Source organism: Pseudomonas sp. B21-031, assembly GCF_024748985.1.
GTDB classification, from domain to species: domain Bacteria; phylum Pseudomonadota; class Gammaproteobacteria; order Pseudomonadales; family Pseudomonadaceae; genus Aquipseudomonas; species Aquipseudomonas kermanshahensis.
Genome location: NZ_CP087181.1, coordinates 1,655,118 through 1,673,371, shown reverse-complemented (window position 1 = coordinate 1,673,371; position 18,254 = coordinate 1,655,118). Strand labels below are relative to the sequence as shown.

The 18,254-nt window shown below is 63.3% G+C and carries 14 protein-coding genes; 2 read left to right on the top strand and 12 right to left on the bottom strand.

Features of this window, described 5'->3' with window-relative positions; genetic code table 11:
* Position 1: 1 nt before the first annotated feature.
* The 11 genes from folC to leuC all read right to left on the bottom strand — a co-directional run bounded on the left by folC (position 2) and on the right by leuC (position 13,316).
* Positions 2-1,288 (bottom strand): bifunctional tetrahydrofolate synthase/dihydrofolate synthase, encoded by a 1,287-nt coding sequence (gene folC / locus LOY53_RS07570; protein WP_252827135.1) that lies wholly within the window; start codon positions 1,286-1,288, stop codon positions 2-4.
* A complete protein-coding gene (gene accD / locus LOY53_RS07565; protein ID WP_027596723.1) occupies positions 1,288-2,181 on the bottom strand; it encodes an acetyl-CoA carboxylase, carboxyltransferase subunit beta in 894 nt (297 codons plus the stop codon). Before accD ends, folC begins: the two co-directional genes overlap by 1 nt.
* 218 nt (positions 2,182-2,399) lie before the next feature.
* Positions 2,400-3,020 carry a phosphoribosylanthranilate isomerase gene (locus tag LOY53_RS07560; RefSeq protein WP_258703806.1) on the bottom strand — a complete coding sequence of 207 codons (621 nt, stop codon included), beginning with the start codon at positions 3,018-3,020 and terminating at the stop codon, positions 2,400-2,402.
* A gap of 59 nt (positions 3,021-3,079) precedes the next feature.
* Positions 3,080-3,937 (bottom strand): tRNA pseudouridine(38-40) synthase TruA, encoded by an 858-nt coding sequence (gene truA, locus LOY53_RS07555; protein WP_027596725.1) that lies wholly within the window; start codon positions 3,935-3,937, stop codon positions 3,080-3,082.
* A 110-nt stretch (positions 3,938-4,047) separates the two neighbouring features.
* On the bottom strand, positions 4,048-6,780 hold the full coding sequence (locus LOY53_RS07550) for a FimV/HubP family polar landmark protein (RefSeq protein ID WP_252827134.1): 2,733 nt from the start codon (positions 6,778-6,780) through the stop codon (positions 4,048-4,050).
* 70 nt (positions 6,781-6,850) lie between these two features.
* Positions 6,851-7,855 (bottom strand): aspartate-semialdehyde dehydrogenase, encoded by a 1,005-nt coding sequence (locus LOY53_RS07545; protein WP_099453325.1) that lies wholly within the window; start codon positions 7,853-7,855, stop codon positions 6,851-6,853.
* A gap of 162 nt (positions 7,856-8,017) precedes the next feature.
* Positions 8,018-9,130 (bottom strand): aspartate-semialdehyde dehydrogenase, encoded by a 1,113-nt coding sequence (asd, locus tag LOY53_RS07540; RefSeq protein WP_099453324.1) that lies wholly within the window; start codon positions 9,128-9,130, stop codon positions 8,018-8,020.
* 63 nt (positions 9,131-9,193) lie between these two features.
* Complete coding sequence (gene leuB, locus LOY53_RS07535) at positions 9,194-10,276, bottom strand: 3-isopropylmalate dehydrogenase (RefSeq protein WP_027596729.1); 1,083 nt, start codon at positions 10,274-10,276, stop codon at positions 9,194-9,196.
* Positions 10,277-10,330: 54 nt separating this feature from the next.
* Positions 10,331-11,095 carry a class I SAM-dependent methyltransferase gene (locus LOY53_RS07530; protein WP_252827133.1) on the bottom strand — a complete coding sequence of 255 codons (765 nt, stop codon included), beginning with the start codon at positions 11,093-11,095 and terminating at the stop codon, positions 10,331-10,333.
* A 146-nt stretch (positions 11,096-11,241) separates the two neighbouring features.
* On the bottom strand, positions 11,242-11,886 hold the full coding sequence (leuD, locus tag LOY53_RS07525) for a 3-isopropylmalate dehydratase small subunit (RefSeq protein WP_238216361.1): 645 nt from the start codon (positions 11,884-11,886) through the stop codon (positions 11,242-11,244).
* Positions 11,883-13,316, bottom strand: a complete 1,434-nt coding sequence (leuC, locus tag LOY53_RS07520; protein ID WP_027596732.1) for a 3-isopropylmalate dehydratase large subunit — start codon at positions 13,314-13,316, stop codon at positions 11,883-11,885. Before leuC ends, leuD begins: the two co-directional genes overlap by 4 nt.
* A gap of 130 nt (positions 13,317-13,446) precedes the next feature.
* Between leuC and LOY53_RS07515 the strand changes: the two genes are divergently transcribed.
* Together LOY53_RS07515 and LOY53_RS07510 are read left to right on the top strand one after the other, a co-directional pair.
* Entirely contained in the window at positions 13,447-14,325 is an 879-nt protein-coding gene (locus LOY53_RS07515) for a LysR family transcriptional regulator (protein WP_027596733.1), read from the top strand.
* A gap of 61 nt (positions 14,326-14,386) precedes the next feature.
* Entirely contained in the window at positions 14,387-17,683 is a 3,297-nt protein-coding gene (locus LOY53_RS07510; protein ID WP_252827131.1) for a bifunctional diguanylate cyclase/phosphodiesterase, read from the top strand.
* Between the two features lie 56 nt (positions 17,684-17,739).
* Here the strand turns inward: LOY53_RS07510 and LOY53_RS07505 are convergent, their stop codons facing one another.
* Positions 17,740-18,183: an Hsp20 family protein gene (locus LOY53_RS07505; protein WP_099453321.1), complete on the bottom strand. Its 444-nt coding sequence runs from the start codon at positions 18,181-18,183 to the stop codon at positions 17,740-17,742.
* Positions 18,184-18,254: the final 71 nt, after the last annotated feature.

The window sequence follows — 18,254 nt, the reverse complement described above, 5'->3', positions numbered from 1 at the left end:
CTCAACCCTCCGGGGCCTGCCGCGCCAACCACTCCAGGGCCTGGGCGACACAGAAAAACGAACCGAACAGCAGGACCTGATCATCCGCCGTCGCCTGCGCGCATTGCCCTTCGAGGGCCGCGTCGACGCTGGCATAAGACTTCACCGCGGCGCCGAGGTTCGTCAAGGTGTCAGCAAGTTCTGCGGCCGGACGGCTGCGCGGCGTGTCCAGCGGTGCGACCGCCCAGTCGTCGACCAGTGCCTGCAAAGGCTCGACAACGCCCGGCAGGTCCTTGTCGGCCAGCAGGCCGAACACCGCCAGGCGGCGCCCCTTGACCGGCCTTGCCGCCAGGCGCCGCGCCAGGTACGCCGCAGCATGCGGGTTATGCCCGACATCCAGCAACAGCTCCACACGCTTGCCCTGCCAGCACACTTCACGGCGATCGAGGCGACCGGTGATACGGGTATCGAGCAGCGCCTGGCGCAACTGACTGGCATCCCAGGGCAGGCCCATCAACAGGTAGGCCTGCAGGGCCAGGGTGGCGTTCTCCATGGGCAGGTCTAGCAATGGCAGATCGTGCAACGCTACCAGGCCACCCTCGGTCGTTTTCCCACGCCAGTGCCAGCTGTCGCCTGTGCTTTCCAGGTCGAAGTCACGCCCACGCAAGAACAACGGCGCCGCCAGCTCATGGGCCTTGTCCAGCAAGGGCTGCGGCGGATCAAGGTCGCCACACAGCGCCGGCTTGCCAGCGCGGAAGATGCCGGCCTTCTCGAAGGCGACAAGCTCACGGGTATCACCCAGATAATCGACATGGTCGACACCGATACTGGTCACCAGCGCCAGGTCGGCATCCACCACGTTCACGGTGTCCAGACGGCCACCGAGGCCCACTTCGAGCACCACGGCATCCAGCTTGGACTGGTAGAACAACCAGAACGCCGCCAGGGTGCCCATCTCGAAATAGGTTAAGGAAATGTCGCCTCGCGCCGCCTCGACGGCGGCGAAGGCTTCGCACAGGCGCTCATCACTGGCCTCTTGGCCATCGATGAGCACCCGCTCGTTGTAACGCAACAGGTGTGGCGAGCTGTATACGCCCACCTTGAGCCCCTGGGCACGCAGCATCGCGGCGACGAAGGCACAGGTGGAGCCCTTGCCATTGGTGCCGGTGACGGTCACCACGCGCGGTGCCAACTTGCCCAGCCCCAGGCGGGCAAGCACGTTCTGCGAACGCTCCAGCCCCATGTCGATGGCCGAAGGGTGCAACTGCTCGAGGTAGGCGAGCCATTCGCCCAGGGTTCGTTGTGTCATCACGCGACCGCAGCCGCCTCACGTGCCTGCTCCGGGGTTTCCTGGCCGGTCATCTGTGCCAGCAGACGGGCCAGGCGCGGGCGCAGTTCGCCACGGGAGATGATCAGGTCGATAGCGCCGTGTTCCAACAGGAACTCGCTGCGCTGGAAGCCTTCTGGCAGCTTCTCGCGCACGGTCTGCTCGATCACGCGCGGGCCGGCAAAGCCGATCAGTGCTTTGGGCTCGCCGACGATGACGTCGCCCAGCATCGCCAGGCTGGCGGAAACGCCGCCGTAGACCGGATCGGTCAGCACGGAGATGAACGGAATGCCTTCTTCACGCAGGCGCGCCAGCACAGCCGAGGTCTTGGCCATCTGCATCAGCGAGATCAGCGCTTCCTGCATGCGTGCGCCACCCGAGGCCGAGAAACAGACCATCGGGCAGCGGTTTTCCAGGGCGTAGTTGGCGGCGCGAACGAAACGCTCACCGACGATGGCACCCATGGAGCCGCCCATGAAGGAGAATTCGAACGCGCTGACCACGATCGGCATGCCCATCAGGGTACCGCTCATGGAGATCAGCGCGTCTTTTTCGCCGGTCTGCTTCTGCGCACCGGTGAGGCGGTCCTTGTACTTCTTGCCATCGCGGAATTTCAGGCGGTCGACCGGCTCCAGTTCGGCGCCCAGTTCGGCACGGCCTTCGGCGTCGAGGAAGATGTCGATACGCGCACGTGCGCCAATGCGCATGTGGTGGTTGCACTTAGGGCAGACATCGAGGGTCTTTTCCAGCTCCGGACGATACAGCACGGCCTCGCAAGCCGGGCACTTGTGCCACAGGCCTTCAGGCACCGAGCTCTTCTTCACCTCGGAACGCATGATCGAAGGGATCAGTTTGTCGACTAACCAGTTGCTCATGCTTTCTTTCTCCAGTATCGGCGGGCGGGGGCCGGCGTAACCGGCCTGCCCTGCCCTTGAGCTCAATATCTTTTATGAAACGATGATGGAACGGCCGCCGGGGCTTCCGGCGCGCCGCGCCACCGTTAATGTGTTGTTCGCCCACCGCATCGGCGGGCGCCCCGCAGGGGCTGCGATAGCTATGGACGATGGTGCGCCGCCAACCGTCACATCCACCGTCACGCCTGTTTCACCGCACGCATGAAGGCTTCGATCTTTGCCGCATCCTTGATGCCCTTGGCCTGCTCCACACCGCCGCTGACATCCACCGCATAAGGCCTGACCTGGGCAATGGCCCGGTCGACATTCTGCGCGTCCAGGCCACCGGCCAGGATGATCGGCTTGCTCAGGCGCGCCGGCACCAGCGACCAGTCGAAGGCTTCACCCGTGCCCCCGGGCACGCCGGGCACATAGGTGTCCAGCAAGATACCGCGGGCGCCAGCATAAAGCCGACAGGCCGCTTCCAGGTCATCACCCGGGCGCACGCGCAGGGCCTTGATCCAGGGGCGATGGAAGCCTTCACAGTCTTGCGGGGTTTCGTCGCCGTGGAACTGTAGCAGGTCCAGGGGAACCACTTCGAGGATCTCGTTGAGCTCGCAACGCGAGGCGTTGACGAACAACCCGACGGTGGTCACGAACGGCGGCAGCTCGGCAATGATCGCGCGCGCCTGGCGCACGTCCACGGCACGCGGGCTCTTGGCATAGAAGACGAAGCCGATGGCATCGGCCCCCGCCTCGGCGGCAGCCAGCGCGTCTTCGATACGGGTAATCCCGCAGATCTTGCTGCGAACGTTGCTCATGGACTGCGAACCCTGCTGTTTCGGTGAAGGCCGGATGTTAGCAAAAGGCTTTTGGCCCGTCAGTCTGCCAATGCCTCATAGCCGGTCAAAAAGTGTGGGCCGATGTAACGCTGGGGCAGTTGGAAGGCTTCGGGGTATTCCACTTGCACTAGGTACAAACCGTACGGGTGTGCCGTCACCCCACCCTCGCGGCGGTTACGCCCTTCCAAAACTTCCCGCGCCCAGGTGGCGGGCCGCTCACCCGCGCCGATGGTCATCAACACACCGGCGATGTTGCGCACCATGTGGTGCAGGAACGCCGTGGCGCGCACGTCCAGCACGATCATCTGGCCATGGCGGGTGACGCGCAGGTGATGGATGTGCTTGATCGGCGACTTGGCCTGGCACTGGCTGGCGCGGAAGGCGCTGAAGTCGTGGGTACCGAGCAGGAACTCGGCGGCTTCAGCCATGCGCTCGACATCCAGCGGGCGATGGTTCCAGGTCACCTCCTCGGCCAGGTGCGCGGGGCGGATCGGGTCGTTGTAGATGACGTAGCGGTAACGCCGGGCAGTCGCCTTGAAGCGGGCATGGAAGTCCGCCGGCATCGGGCGCGACCAGACCACGCTGATGTCGTGGGGCAGGTTGAAATTGGTGCCCAGGGTCCAGGCGCGCTCATCGCGGATGGCGCGCGTGTCGAAGTGCACGATCTGCCCGCAACCGTGAACCCCGGCATCGGTGCGCCCGGCGCAGATCACGGAAATCGGCTCGTTCGCGACTTTCGACAACGCCTGCTCAAGGGCTTGCTGGACGCTGGGCACGCCGCTGGCCTGGCGCTGCCAGCCGCGGTAGCGCGAGCCCTTGTATTCCACGCCCAGGGCGATGCGGGAGTAGCCTTCAGCCGCGGATTCGGCGGCGGTGTCGATGATGTCCAAGAGCATGAAACCTGTGGTGATTACGCAATGGCGGGATTATAACGACAACGGCAGCCCTGTTGGGCTGCCGTTGGGGGTGGTTACATCTGTTTAGCCGCGAAACCTCAAAACAGGGCTCAGACCAACCGAGACAACATGTCCTCGGCTTCCTGACGCTGCGTCCCGTCGCCGTCCTTGACGACTTCATCGAGGATGTCACGGGCGCCCTGGTGGTCACCCATGTCGATGTAGGCGCGCGCCAGGTCGAGCTTGGTGGCGACTTCATCACTGCCAGAGAAGAAGTCGAAGTCCAAGTCGTCCAGCGGCTCGGGCTCAGGCTGCTCAACGGCGTCTTCAGCGGTGAAGTGTGGCTCCAGCGAAGGCGACTCGAGGTTCTGGGACAGCTTGTCCAGCTCCGCGTTGACGTCATCCAGCTCCGAAGCAAAGCTCTTGGCAGCCGGCGAATCATCCTCCAGCGACAGCGAAAGGTCGAAGTCCGACGGCAGGTCCAGTTCGGTGACCGGGTCAAACTCCGGCACGCTGTCGAAGGCTGCCAGCTCGTCGGCAACGTCAACCGGCGTCTCTTCGCCGACAGCCGGGGCTACGGGCTCGCTGACGTCGAGGTCGAAGTCATCCAGATCGGCAACGGGCTGCGGCTCGGCCTGCGCCAGCATCGCCTCGAAATCAGCATCGGCATCGGCTGCAACGTCTGTTTCAGCGTCTGTTTCAGCGTAAGCTTGCAGCTCAGCCTCCACGGCAGCGGGCTGTTCCTCTACTTGCACTTCGTCCAGCACAGGTTCATCCAGCACAACTTCGTCCAGCACCGGCTCGTCCAGCAGCGGCGCTGTCAACGGGTCTTCCTCGGGCAGGTCTTCACCCAGGCTGAGGTCGAAGTCGCTGTCCAGGTCCGATGCATCAAGCGATGGCACCTCGCTGATGGCCTCGGCCTCAGGCTCGACGATGTCGTCCAGCGCTTGCTCTGCGACAAAATCGGGCTCTACCAGCACCTCTGGCTCGGCCTCTGAGGCGCCCTCGGGCACGGTATCTTCAACAACCGGCGCCTCAGGCGGGTCCTGCAGCAGGCCCTGCACGTACTGCTCATCCATCTCGGCAGCCAATGCTGCTGCCCCCAGACCGGCGGCGGCCAGCCCCAGCATCGCAGGGAAACGGCCTTTGAGTTCGTCGACCTGAGCAACATTCTGCTCAGTCGCCGGCAGCACACGCTCCTGCTCGACAAACGCACTGTGATCACCCTGACGGGCATACACTTCCATCAGTTTCAGGCGCAGCACGTCACGCTCAGGTTCTGCGGCAAGGGCCGTCTCAAGCAGCTCGGCGGCATGATTCAGGCGGCCGCTTTGCAGGCTTTGCTCGACTTCCGCCAACAGGGCGGCCGTCGTGTCTGGCTGCGGCGCTGGCTCGGCGAGCGCGACCGCGGGTTTTTCTGCAGCAGTGGCGGCAGCGGCAGACGCCGCGACCACCGCTGGCGACAGCGTTACGCTCGGCGCCGAGACCTCCAGGCCTTCAAAGCTGTCGGCATCGATATCCAGGCCCGCACCCTGCTCTTCCTCCGCCAAGGCCCGCGCCATGCGCAGGTGTTTCTCGGCTTCTTCCTGGGCCTTGCGCTTGCGCATCAGCAGCACCAGCAGCAGCAACAGCACGAGGAACGCAGACCCTGCAATCAGCCACAGCAGCAACGGGTTGCCGAGCACGCCGTCAGCCCGCGGCTGGGCGTCAGGCACACTGGCCGGCGCGGTATCGACGGCTGCCGGTGCAGGTTTTACGTCCGCCTCGGCATTAGCTGCCGGATTGGCCGGCGCAGGCTCGCCTGGCAGAGCAGCGGCGACTGGCGCCTGACCTGCTGCGCCCTGGGCTTCAAGCCGGGCCAACTGGTCGTTTTTCAGCGCGATCAGACGCTGCAGTTTGTCTAGTTGGCTCTGCAGGTCCGCCATGCGGCTCTTGAGCTCATCGTTGTCACGACGGGTGGTATCGAGGCTTTCCTGGGCCACGGCCAGTTTGTCGTTCAGCCCTTTGGCCGGCGCAGCGCCTGCCTGGTTGCCGGGGCTGACCAGGCGCAGGTTGTCACCTTGGGCAATGCGCTCTGGCGCGGCCTCGGCGGCACCGCGGCGGGTGGCATCGAGCTGACGGGCACGCGGCCCCAGGCGCCGGCCTTCACGCCAGGCCGCATACTGCTCGGCCACATCGCGAACCGCCTCACCCTGAGCAATGGCCTGGATTTGTTGCTGGTCGGGCAGGCGCAGTACCTGGCCCACCTTCAACTGGTTGATGTTGTTACCAATGAAGGCGTCCGGGTTCAGCGCCTGGATCGCGATCATGGTCTGCTGAATCGAGCCGCCCTGGCTGTTGCGCGCAGCAATCTGCCACAGGGTGTCGCGGCGCTGGGTGGTGTAGTTGCTGGCACCCGTCACTGCGGGTGCGACATTGCCTGGCGCAGGCTGTTTGCCCTGCGCCTTGGCCTGGTCGAGCAGGACGCTGTAGTCACGCAGCAGTCGCCCCTGCGGCCACATCACCTGCACCAGAAACTTGACCACAGACCCCGGCAGCGGCTGGCTGGAGGTGACGCGCAGCACGCTCTTGCCGTTGGGGTTGATCACCGGCGTGAATGTCAGGTCTTCGAGGTAAGTCGCAAAGGTTACCCCCGCCTTGCTGAACTCTTCCGGCGGCGCCAGGCTCGGCGCCACTTCGGCGGCAGTGAGGTCGCGCACGTCGAGCAATTCGATCTCGGCGTCCAGCGGCTGATTCTGTGCCGACTTGAGGGTCAGCTCCCCCAAGCCCAACGCATTGGCCATGCCCGACGACAGCGCCGAGGCAGCAGCCATGGCCAGGACCAGTTTGCGAATTCGAAGCATGACCTCTTCCCTTGTATGAATCGTCCCGAAACCTGCATGCAGAGCAGGACAAAAGTGCTCGCAGTATCTTTTACAGCCTGTGTTTAATCAACAATTGCGCCACTTGCACAGCGTTGAGCGCGGCGCCTTTACGCAGGTTGTCGGTGGTCAGCCAGAGGTTGAGCTGCTGGTCGTCATCGACACCATGGCGTACACGTCCAACATAGACCACGTCTTGGCCCACTGCGTCACCGACCGGCGTCGGATAATCGTCGCGCTCCACCAGTTCGACACTGTCGGCAGCCTCAAGGGCTTGATTGACCGCCGCCAGGTCGACCGGGCGACGGCTCTGCACAGCCACACTGAAGCTATCGCCGAAAAACACCGGGACTTGAACGCAACTCACGGAAATCTTCAGTTCAGGCTGGCCCAGCAGCACACGCAGCTCGCTGACCAGGCGCCGCTCCAGCGCAGTATGGCCCTGTTCGTCGGCGGGGCCGACCTGTGCCAGCAGGTTGAAGGCCACCTGCCGATCGAAGAAGCGCGGCTCCAGTGGGCGGGCGTTAAGCAGCTCGGCGGTCTGCCGGGCCAGCTCGCTGACCGCCTCGCGCCCCTGTGCGGAGATCGCCAGTGAGGCCATTACCTGCACCCGCTCGATGTCCAGCAGGTCTTTAAGCGGCGCCAGCGCCACAGCCAAGGCAACGGCGGCGGAACTGGGGCTGGCAATGCGCGCTGGCAGCGTCAGGCCGGCCAGGCGTTCGGCGTTGGCTTCAGGGACCAGCGCAAGGGCATCGTCCAGGCCTGCGGACAGGTCGATGACCGTGCAACCAGCCTGCAGCGCCTTGCAGGCAAAGCTGCGGCTGACCGCAGCGCCAGCGGCAAAGAATGCCAGTTTGACCTGGGCGAAATCGAAGCTGTCCACTTCACGGACCTTGAGCTTCTTGCCGGCGAACATCACGCTGCTCCCAGCAGACTCCATGCTGGCCAGCAGGTGCAACGTGGCGACCGGGAACGCCAGTTCTTCGAGAATCTGTACAAGGGTTTCACCGACGCTGCCGGTGGCGCCGACGACGGCGATATCGATAGAAGGGTTCATGCTGCAGGCTGCCTCAGGCGAAACGGGAGCGGCACTTTACTCGCATTGCCCAGGCGTGGCCAACGAAGCCGACGCGAAGGCCTTCAGAACGGGTAAAGCCCGTGCCTTGAATAAAAAAACCCGTGCTGTCACCAGCACGGGTTTTCGGTCACAGCAAAGCGATCAACGCTCCAGCAGAATCCGCAGCATGCGGCGCAGCGGTTCGGCGGCGCCCCACAGCAACTGGTCGCCGACGGTGAACGCGCCCAGGTACTGCGAACCCATGTTCAGCTTGCGCAGACGGCCCACTGGGATGTTCAGGGTGCCAGTGACCTTGGTCGGGGTCAGCTCTTGCATGCTGATCTCGCGTTGGTTCGGCACCAGCTTCACCCAAGGGTTGTGCTGGCTGATCATGCCTTCGATATCGGCCAGTGGCACGTCCTTGTTCAGCTTGATGGTCAGCGCCTGGCTGTGGCAACGCATGGCGCCGATGCGCACGCAAATGCCATCGACCGGGATCGGGCTCTTGAAACGGCCGAGGATCTTGTTGGTCTCGGCCTGGGCCTTCCACTCTTCACGGCTCTGCCCGTTCGGCAGTTCCTTGTCGATCCACGGAATCAGGCTGCCGGCCAGCGGAACGCCAAAGTTCTCGGTCGGGAACGCTTCGCCGCGCATGGTCTCGGCAACCTTGCGGTCGATGTCGAGGATGGCGCTGGCCGGGTTGGCCAGGTCATCGGCCACTGCGGCATGGGTCGCGCCCATCTGCTTGATCAGCTCACGCATGTTCTGCGCGCCGGCACCGGAGGCCGCCTGATAAGTCATGGCGCTCATCCACTCGACCAGGCCAGCTTCGAACAGCCCGCCCAGGCCCATCAGCATGAGGCTGACGGTGCAGTTGCCGCCGATGTAGTTCTTGGTACCGGCATCAAGCTGCTGGTCGATCACCTTGCGGTTGACCGGGTCGAGGATGATCACCGCGTCATCCTGCATGCGCAGGGACGAGGCGGCATCGATCCAGTAACCCTGCCAGCCCGCTTCACGCAGCTTAGGGAAGACCTCGTTGGTGTAGTCGCCGCCCTGACAGGTCAGGATCACGTCGAGGGTCTTGAGTTCTTCAATCGAATAAGCGTCCTTGAGCGGACCCGTATCCTTGCCCACGTTCGGGCCTTGGCCACCGACATTGGAGGTGGTGAAGAACACCGGCTCGATAAGGTCGAAATCCTGCTCCTCCAGCATCCGCTGCATGAGCACGGAACCGACCATACCGCGCCAACCGATCAGACCTACACGTTTCATCGCAACTACACCTTTGCTAAAAGTGGGCCGCCACCGACCAAAAACGGTGGCGGGCCAGAGAGATTACAGATTCCGCAGCGCTGCGACTACTGCGTCGCCCATTTCCTGCGTGCCTACTTTGTCGCACCCGGCTGACCAGATGTCACCGGTGCGCAGCCCTTGGTCCAGCACCAGGCTGACCGCCTGCTCGATGGCCTCGGCGGCAGCGTGCTGGTTGAAGCTGTAACGCAGCATCATCGACACCGACAAAATGGTCGCCAGCGGGTTGGCGATGCCCTGCCCGGCGATGTCCGGCGCCGAGCCGTGGCATGGCTCGTACATGCCCTTGTTGTTGGCATCCAACGACGCCGACGGCAGCATGCCGATGGAACCGGTCAGCATGGAAGCTTCATCCGACAGGATGTCACCGAACATGTTGTCGGTCACTACCACGTCGAACTGCTTGGGCGCGCGCACCAACTGCATGGCGGCGTTGTCCACGTACATGTGGCTCAGCTCGACATCCGGGTAATCCTTGGCCACATCTTCGACCACTTCGCGCCACAGCTGGCTGGACGCCAGAACGTTGGCTTTGTCCACCGAACACAGCTTCTTGCCGCGCACACGGGCCATGTCGAAGCCGACGCGGGCAATACGGCGTACTTCGCTTTCGCTGTAGGGCAGCGTGTCATAAGCCTGGCGCTCGCCGCCTTCGAGTTCACGCTGGCCACGTGGCGCGCCGAAATAAATGCCACCGGTCAGTTCGCGAACGATGAGGATATCCAGGCCCGAGACGATTTCCGGCTTGAGCGACGAGGCATCGGCCAGTTGCGGGTAAAGGATGGCCGGGCGCAGGTTGGCGAACAGGCCCAGTTGCGAACGGATTTTCAGCAGGCCGCGCTCAGGGCGGATGTCACGCTCGATCTTGTCCCATTTCGGGCCGCCCACAGCGCCCAGCAGCACGGCATCGGCCTGGCGCGCACGTTCCAGGGTCTCGTCAGCCAGCGGCACGCCGTGCTTGTCGATAGCCGCGCCACCAATCACGTCGTGGGCCAGGCTGAAGCCGAGCTGGAACTTGTCGTTGGCCAGCTCCAGCACCTTGACCGCCTCGGCCATGATTTCCGGACCAATGCCATCACCTGGGAGAATCAGAATCTGCTTGCTCATGCTTTCCTCTATCCATTCAAGCGGTGCGGCCAGCTCGGCCACACCGAAAAAAACTTAGCGCTCAGCCCAAAGCACCAGCACATCGGTGCTGAACGAGCCGTCGGCTTCGATCTGGTAATACTGCCGCACTTCCTCGCCCATGGCTTGCTGCAATTGGCGTATGGCCACACGCATGGGTTCGGGGGTACGCATACGCTCGACCCAGGTGCCAAACTCCAGGCGCAGCGGCTGGCGGGTGTGGCTGCGCACATGCAGGCCGGCTTCGCTGACCTGGCGTTGCCATTCGGCGGCAGAATAGTCACGCACGTGGCTGGTATCGCGCAGCACCTCGACGGTTTGCAGGTAGGTGTCGAGCAACGGGCTGCCCGGCGACATGACATCGATGAAGGCCGCGACCCCACCCGGCTTCAGCACGCGGCGCACTTCGCGCAGGGCCAGGCCCAGGTCGCTCCAGTGGTGTGCCGAGTAGCGGCTGAAGACGAAGTCGAACGAGGCGTCGGCGAACGGCAGGCGTTCGGCGGCGCCGCGTTGCGTGGTGATATTGCCCAGGCCACGGTCAGCGGCGGCGCTGGCCACCACATCGAGCATGGACTGCGACAGGTCGTAAGCGACCACTTCGGCGACCAGGGGCGCAACGTGGAAACTGACATGACCAGCACCGCAGCCCAGGTCCAGCACGCGGGCCTCGGCCTGGCCGGCCAGGGCGGCTTGCAGCAGGGCGAATTCGGTGCCCTGGGCGTGTACGGCGCTGCTGAGGTAGGCGTTGGCCTGCTCGCCGAACTGGCGTTGGACCACGTCGGTGTGGGTGGTGCTGGTCATGGTAATTCCTTCTGATTTTGGGTTGACTCTACTGCCTCTATCGCCGGCAAGCCGGCTCCCACAGATACCCAACAGATCAAACGACCTGCACAGGATCTGAGGCAACCGCTTGCCGGCGATGAAGCTAGCAAACCCGGTTACATCAATCAGGCATCGCGAAACAGCCAAGGCTGGCTGGCGCGGTGCTTGCCTTCGAAGGCCTTGATCGAATCGCCGTCCTGCAGGGTCAGGCCGATGTCATCGAGGCCGTTAAGCAAGCAGTGCTTGCGGAACGCGTCGATCTCGAAGTGCAGCACCTTGCCATCAGGACGGGTCACGGCTTGGGCCTGCAGGTCGATGGTGAGCTGATAGCCAGGGTTGGCTTCGACCTGCTTGAACAGCTCGTCGACTTCCTCATCGCTGAGGATGATCGGCAGCAAGCCGTTCTTGAAGCTGTTGTTGAAGAAGATGTCGGCAAAGCTCGGTGCGATGACGCTGCGGAAGCCGTACTCGTCCAATGCCCAAGGCGCGTGCTCGCGGCTCGAACCGCAACCGAAGTTTTCCCGCGCCAGCAACACGCTGGCACCCTGGTAGCGCGCGTGGTTGAGCACGAACTCTTCGTTCAACGGGCGCTTGCTGTTGTCCTGGTAGGGCTGGCCCACGTCCAGATAGCGCCACTCGTCGAACAGGTTGGGGCCGAAGCCGGTGCGCTTGATCGACTTGAGAAACTGCTTGGGGATGATTTGGTCGGTGTCGACATTGGCACGGTCCAATGGCGCGACGAGGCCAGTGTGCTGGGTAAAGGCTTTCATGCTGCGCTCCCTTGGATCAACTCGCGGACATCGATGAAGTGGCCGGTCACCGCAGCAGCGGCGGCCATGGCCGGGCTGACCAGGTGGGTACGACCACCGGCACCCTGACGGCCCTCGAAGTTGCGGTTGGACGTCGAGGCACAGTGCTCGCCGCTTTCCAGGCGATCCGGGTTCATCGCCAGGCACATCGAGCAACCAGGCTCGCGCCACTCGAAGCCGGCTTCGAGAAAGATCTTGTCCAGGCCTTCACGCTCGGCTTGCGCCTTCACCAGGCCCGAGCCTGGGACGACGATGGCCTGCTTGACGGTAGCGGCCACTTTGCGGCCCTTGGCGATTTCGGCCGCGGCGCGCAGGTCTTCGATCCGCGAGTTGGTGCATGAGCCGATGAACACGCGGTCCAGCTGGATATCGGTGATCGCCTGGTTGGCGGTCAGGCCCATGTACTTCAAGGCACGCTCGATCGAACCCCGCTTGACCAGGTCGGCTTCGGCAGCCGGGTCCGGTACGCGCTGGTCAACGGCCAACACCATCTCGGGCGACGTGCCCCAGCTGACCTGTGGCTTGATTTGCGCGGCGTCCAGTTCGACCACGGTGTCGAACACGGCGTCTTCATCGGAGACGAGGTCTTTCCACGACTCGACGGCTTGCTTCCATTGCTCGCCCTTCGGTGCATAAGGGCGGCCTTCGACATAGGCGACGGTGGTGGCATCGGTCGCCACCAGGCCCACGCGGGCACCGGCTTCGATCGACATGTTGCAGATGGTCATGCGGCCTTCCATGGACAAGCCACGGATGGCGCTGCCGGCGAATTCCATGGCGTGGCCGTTGCCACCCGCGGTGCCGATCTTGCCGATGACGGCGAGGACGATGTCCTTGGCAGTGACGCCTGCAGGCAATTCGCCTTCGACGCGCACCAGCATGTTCTTCATCTTCTTGGCGACCAGGCACTGGGTAGCGAGCACATGCTCGACCTCGGAGGTGCCGATGCCGTGAGCCAAGGCACCGAAAGCGCCGTGAGTGGACGTGTGCGAGTCGCCGCAGACCACGGTCATGCCCGGCAAGGTGGCACCTTGTTCTGGGCTGATGACGTGGACGATGCCCTGACGCTCGTCATTCATCTTGAATTCGACGATGCCGTACTCGTCACAGTTCTCATCAAGGGTCTGCACCTGGAGGCGCGACACCTGGTCGACGATGGCGTCGATACCGCCTTTGCGCTCTGGCGTGGTCGGTACGTTGTGATCGGGCGTGGCGATGTTGGTATCGATGCGCCATGGCTTGCGGTTCGCTAGGCGCAGGCCTTCGAAGGCCTGGGGCGACGTCACTTCGTGGATGATGTGGCGGTCGATGTAGATCAAGGACGAGCCGTCATCACGGCGCTTGACCTCATGGGCTTCCCAGAGTTTGTCGTAGAGCGTTTTGCCAGCCATCAGACTGTTCCTCATCAGCGTCTTTCTATGCCAAAGACCCCTTGGCTTGTACGGACGATGCTATGGCGATAGATTGAATAACTCAAATTCATAATTTTTATGCTTTGCATAACCACCAGGAATCTGAAAGATGGATCTGGCCAACCTCAGCGCTTTTATCGCCATTGCCGAGACCGGCAGCTTCTCGGGGGCTGGCGAACGTCTGCACCTGACACAGCCGGCTATCAGTAAACGCATCGCCGGGCTCGAGCAGCAACTGGACGTGCGCCTGTTCGACCGCCTGGGGCGTGAAGTGACCTTGACCGAAGCCGGGCGGGCGTTGTTGCCACGGGCCTATCAGATTCTCAACGTGCTTGATGATACCCGACGTGCGCTGACCAATTTGACCGGGGAAGTGAGTGGTCGGTTGACCCTGGCCACCAGCCACCATATCGGCTTGCACCGCTTGCCCCCGCTTTTACGGGCCTTCACCCGGCAGTACCCTTCGGTGGCGTTGGATATTCAGTTCATGGATTCAGAAGCTGCCTACGACGAGATACTCCATGGCCGCGCTGAAATTGCCGTTATCACCCTGGCGCCAGAGCCCCACCACCTGATCAAGGCGATCCCGGTCTGGGACGACGCACTGGACTTCGTGGCAGCCCCGGAACACCCGCTGGCCAACAACCACGCGGTTAGCCTGGCCGATGTGGCGCGCCACCCGGCGGTATTCCCGGGTGGCAATACCTTTACCCACCACATCGTCCAGCGCCTGTTCGAAAGCCAGGGCCTGACGCCGAACATCGCCATGAGCACCAACTACCTGGAAACCATCAAGATGATGGTTTCCATTGGCCTGGCCTGGAGCGTGCTGCCGCGCACCATGCTCGATGATCAGGTTGCACCCATCGCTTTACCCGGCATACAGCTGTCGCGCCAGCTAGGCTACATTCTGCACACGGAGCGAACGCTATCGAATGCGGCGAGGGCCTTCATGGCCCTGCTCGACAGCCATGCAGGGTCCGCCTGACCGGTCGTCAGTTCGGCATTTCCAACTCAAGGACGCGTCAAACGCCAAAGGTCTGGTACCAATGCCCAAATCAGCAAACCGCTTTCCGCGCCTGCCGCGCATTCCTGCGGCCGACCCACAGGAATCCGAGCAGGCCTGGCAAAACGCCCCTCAACTGCTCGCCGCGCTCAACGGCGCCCGCCTGGGGGCCTGGCTGTGGGACATCGAAACCGGTCGGGTCAGCTGGTCACGCGGTACCCAGGCGCTGTTCGGTTTCGACCCGCAACGCCCGCTGCCCAGCGACATCGATTACCTCGACCTGCTGCCCGAAGAAGACCGTGCACGCACCCGCCAGCTGTTCCAGGCGGTGGTCAACGGCGAACCCGTGGAGCAAGCCATGCGCCACCGCATACGCTGGCCGGATGGCAGCCTGCACTGGCTGGAGATCAACGGCAGCCTGACCCACGACCGCCACGGCCGACCGCAGATGATCGGGGTCATCCGTGAGATAACCCGCCAGCGCGAGCGCGAAACAGCGCTGATCAACTCGGAAAAACGCTTTGCCACGCTGTTCCACCTGAGCCCCAATGCCATCCTCCTGACCCGCCGTCATGACGGTATGATCTTCGAGGTCAACCAGCATTTTGAAGACATGTTCGGCTGGCCAGGCAGCCAGGTGATCGGCAAGACCAGCCTGGAGCTGGGCCTGTGGGTGCACCCCGAGCAGCGCCCCCAGCTGCTGGATGCCACCCGCGCCGGCGGTGGCCCACTGATCATGGAAGTGCAGTTCCGGGCCAGCAACGACAAGGTGCACGACGGCATCCTCTGCACCCAGGCCATCGAACTGGAGGGGGTGACGTTTTTGCTCAGCACTTTCGTCGACACTACCGAACGCAAGCGTGCCGAGCAGGCCCTCAAGGACAGCCAGGAACGCCTCGACCTGGCCCTGGATTCAGCCCAGCTGGGCACCTGGGACTGGCACATCCCCAGCGGCATGCTCTATGGCTCGGCCCGTGCCGCGCAACTGCACGGGCTGGACCCGATCCCCTTCCACGAATCGTTCGATGCCTTTTTCGAGGGCGTACCGGAGGAAGAGCGCAATGTCATGCGCCAGGCCTACCGCAGCCTGCGCGAAGGGCCTGCGGGCAATTATCAGATCACTTACCGCGTGCAGTTGGAGAACGGCGCGTCACGCTATATCGAAAGCCGTGCACGGCTGTACCGGGACGACCAGGGCAACCCCTTGCGCATGGCCGGCACCCTGCTGGACATCACCGACCAGGTCGAGCGCGAGCAACGCCTGAGCGCCTCGGAAGAAAAATTCGCCAGCTTGTTCCAGGTCAGCCCGGACCCCATCTGCGTGACCCGCCAAGACACCGGCCAGTTCATCGAGATCAACCCGGCCTTTACCCAGACCTTCGGCTGGAGCGCCGACCAGGTGATCGGCCGCACCGCCGAGGAAATCGGCCTGTGGGCTGAGTCCATCGAACGTGCGCAACGCATCGAGCGGGTCATCCGCGAACAGGCCTTGAGCAACGTGGCGGTGGTGGTCAACCACCGCAACGGCGCGCCCTTGACCTGCGTGATTTCCAGCTGCCTGATCAGCGTCGATGACCGACCCTGCAGCGTCACCACCCTGCGCGACATTACCCAGCAACAACGGGCCGAGGCGGCGCTGAAATCCAGCGAAGAGAAGTTCGCCAAGGCCTTTCACTCCAGCCCTGATGCCATCACCATCACCGAGCGCTACAGCGGCCGCTACCTGGAAATCAACGATGGATTCTGCCGACTCACCGGCTACAGCGCGGCCGAGGTGGTCGGGCGCAGCGTGTATGAGCTGGGCATCTGGGCCGATGACAAGCAGCGCAGCGCCCTGCTCGCCGAGCTCAAAGAGCGTGGCCGGGTGCACCATCGGGAGATGCTCGGGCGTAACAAGCGCGGCGATATCCTCACCGTCGAAGTGTCGGTGGAACCGATCACCCTCAACGAAACCGACTGCCTGCTGCTGACCGCCCGCGATGTCAGCCAACTGAAAAATGCCCAGGCGCAGATCCGCCACCTGGCGTACCACGACCCGCTGACCAACCTGCCCAACCGCGCCCTGCTCATGGACCGCCTGAGCCAGCAGATCGCCCTGCTCAAGCGCCACAACCTGCGTGGCGCGCTGTTGTTCCTTGACCTCGACCACTTCAAGCACATCAACGATTCCTTGGGCCACCCGGTAGGCGATACGGTACTGAAGATCATCACCGCGCGCCTGGAGGCCAGCGTGCGCCTGGAAGACACCGTGGCACGGCTGGGGGGCGATGAATTCGTGGTGCTGCTCAGCGGCCTGGAAGGCAGCCGCGAACAGGTCGAAAGCAAAGTGCGCGAGCTGGCCGACACCCTGCGCGAACTGCTGGCCGAACCGATGTCGCTGGATGGCCAGCGCCTGCAGGTAACCCCCAGCATCGGCGTGGCGTTGATCCCCGACCACGGCACCACCCCCGCCGACCTGCTCAAGCGCGCCGATATCGCCTTGTACCGGGCCAAGGATTCCGGGCGCAATACCACCCAGCTGTTCCACACCACCATGCAAAAAGCTGCCAGCGAGCGCCTGCGCATGGAAAACGACCTGCGCCTGGCGCTCGCCCGGGGTGAGCTGGCCCTTCACTTCCAGCCCCAGGTGGATGCCCGCGACAACCGTATTGTCGGTGCCGAGGTGCTGCTGCGCTGGCACCACCCGCAGCTTGGCCAGCAGCCACCGGCACAGTTCATCCAGGTATTGGAAGAAAGCGGCCTGATTCTCGAAGTAGGCAGCTGGATCCTCGACGAGGCCTGCGACGCCTGCGCGCGCATGCTCTCGGACGGGTTGATCGACGCCGATGATTTCAGCCTGTGCGTGAACATCAGCCCGCGGCAGTTCCGCCAGAACGATTTCGTCGGGCGGGTGCTGCGCAGCCTGGACGACTACCGCTTGCCACGGCGGATGCTGAAGTTGGAAATCACCGAAGGCATCGTCATCCAGAACCTGGAAGACACCATCAGCAAGATGCGCGAACTGAAGCGCTACGGGGTGAGTTTCGCCATGGACGACTTCGGCACGGGCTATTCGTCACTGACCTACCTCAAGCGCTTACCGGTGGATGCATTGAAGATCGACCAGACTTTCGTGCGTGACGCACCGATAGACCCTAACGACGCCGAGATCGTCCGCGCCATCGTCGCCATGGCGCACAGCCTGGACCTGGCCGTGATTGCCGAAGGGGTGGAGCTGACCGAGCAACTGGAGTTTCTGGAGAAACTGGGCTGCCATTTGTATCAAGGGTACCTGCACAGCCGGCCGCTGCCGTTGCAGGAATTCCGGCAGATGCTGCTGGAAGCGCCTGCGGATTACTGACTGCACGCAAGCAAAAAAGGGCACCCGAAGGTGCCCTTTTTGTCACAGCCTTACACTCAGTTCAGCGCTGGCTTGTCGCCATTGATCGGGATGCGTTTGGCCTTGGCTTCTTCAGGCACGATGCGCAGCAGGTCGATGCTGAGCAAGCCATTGGCCAGCCCCGCAGCCTTGACCTCGATGTGGTCGGCCAGGCGGAACGACAGCTTGAAGGCGCGCTGGGCGATGCCCTGATGCAGGTAGGTCACTTCAGCGGCGCCGTTGTCGCGCTTGCCACCGGAGACGGTCAGGACACCTTTTTCGACTTGCAGGTCGAGGTCCTGCTCCTGGAAACCGGCTGCGGCAACCACGATGCGGTAGTGGTCTTCGCCATGTTTTTCCACGTTGTAGGGCGGGTAGCTGCTACCGGCCTCGTTACGTGCCGCGGATTCGAACAGGTCGTTGAAACGGTCGAAACCAACGGAATGGCGGAACAGTGGAGCGAGAGAGAAAGCGGTGGTCATGGTCATAAACTCCTGAGATTCAGCAAGTAAGTCACTGCGCGACCCGAGTTCGGCATCGCGTACTCAAAAGA

What these genes read in the sequence shown, in the direction of transcription:
- folC (WP_252827135.1), bottom strand. Translation starts at nt 1,288, where the DNA reads ATGACACAACGAACCCTGGGCGAATGGCTCGCCTACCTCGAGCAGTTG.
- accD (WP_027596723.1), bottom strand. Translation starts at nt 2,181, where the DNA reads ATGAGCAACTGGTTAGTCGACAAACTGATCCCTTCGATCATGCGTTCC.
- LOY53_RS07560 (WP_258703806.1), bottom strand. Translation starts at nt 3,020, where the DNA reads ATGAGCAACGTTCGCAGCAAGATCTGCGGGATTACCCGTATCGAAGAC.
- truA (WP_027596725.1), bottom strand. Translation starts at nt 3,937, where the DNA reads ATGCTCTTGGACATCATCGACACCGCCGCCGAATCCGCGGCTGAAGGC.
- LOY53_RS07550 (WP_252827134.1), bottom strand. Translation starts at nt 6,780, where the DNA reads ATGCTTCGAATTCGCAAACTGGTCCTGGCCATGGCTGCTGCCTCGGCG.
- LOY53_RS07545 (WP_099453325.1), bottom strand. Translation starts at nt 7,855, where the DNA reads ATGAACCCTTCTATCGATATCGCCGTCGTCGGCGCCACCGGCAGCGTC.
- asd (WP_099453324.1), bottom strand. Translation starts at nt 9,130, where the DNA reads ATGAAACGTGTAGGTCTGATCGGTTGGCGCGGTATGGTCGGTTCCGTG.
- leuB (WP_027596729.1), bottom strand. Translation starts at nt 10,276, where the DNA reads ATGAGCAAGCAGATTCTGATTCTCCCAGGTGATGGCATTGGTCCGGAA.
- LOY53_RS07530 (WP_252827133.1), bottom strand. Translation starts at nt 11,095, where the DNA reads ATGACCAGCACCACCCACACCGACGTGGTCCAACGCCAGTTCGGCGAG.
- leuD (WP_238216361.1), bottom strand. Translation starts at nt 11,886, where the DNA reads ATGAAAGCCTTTACCCAGCACACTGGCCTCGTCGCGCCATTGGACCGT.
- leuC (WP_027596732.1), bottom strand. Translation starts at nt 13,316, where the DNA reads ATGGCTGGCAAAACGCTCTACGACAAACTCTGGGAAGCCCATGAGGTC.
- LOY53_RS07515 (WP_027596733.1), top strand. Translation starts at nt 13,447, where the DNA reads ATGGATCTGGCCAACCTCAGCGCTTTTATCGCCATTGCCGAGACCGGC.
- LOY53_RS07510 (WP_252827131.1), top strand. Translation starts at nt 14,387, where the DNA reads ATGCCCAAATCAGCAAACCGCTTTCCGCGCCTGCCGCGCATTCCTGCG.
- LOY53_RS07505 (WP_099453321.1), bottom strand. Translation starts at nt 18,183, where the DNA reads ATGACCACCGCTTTCTCTCTCGCTCCACTGTTCCGCCATTCCGTTGGT.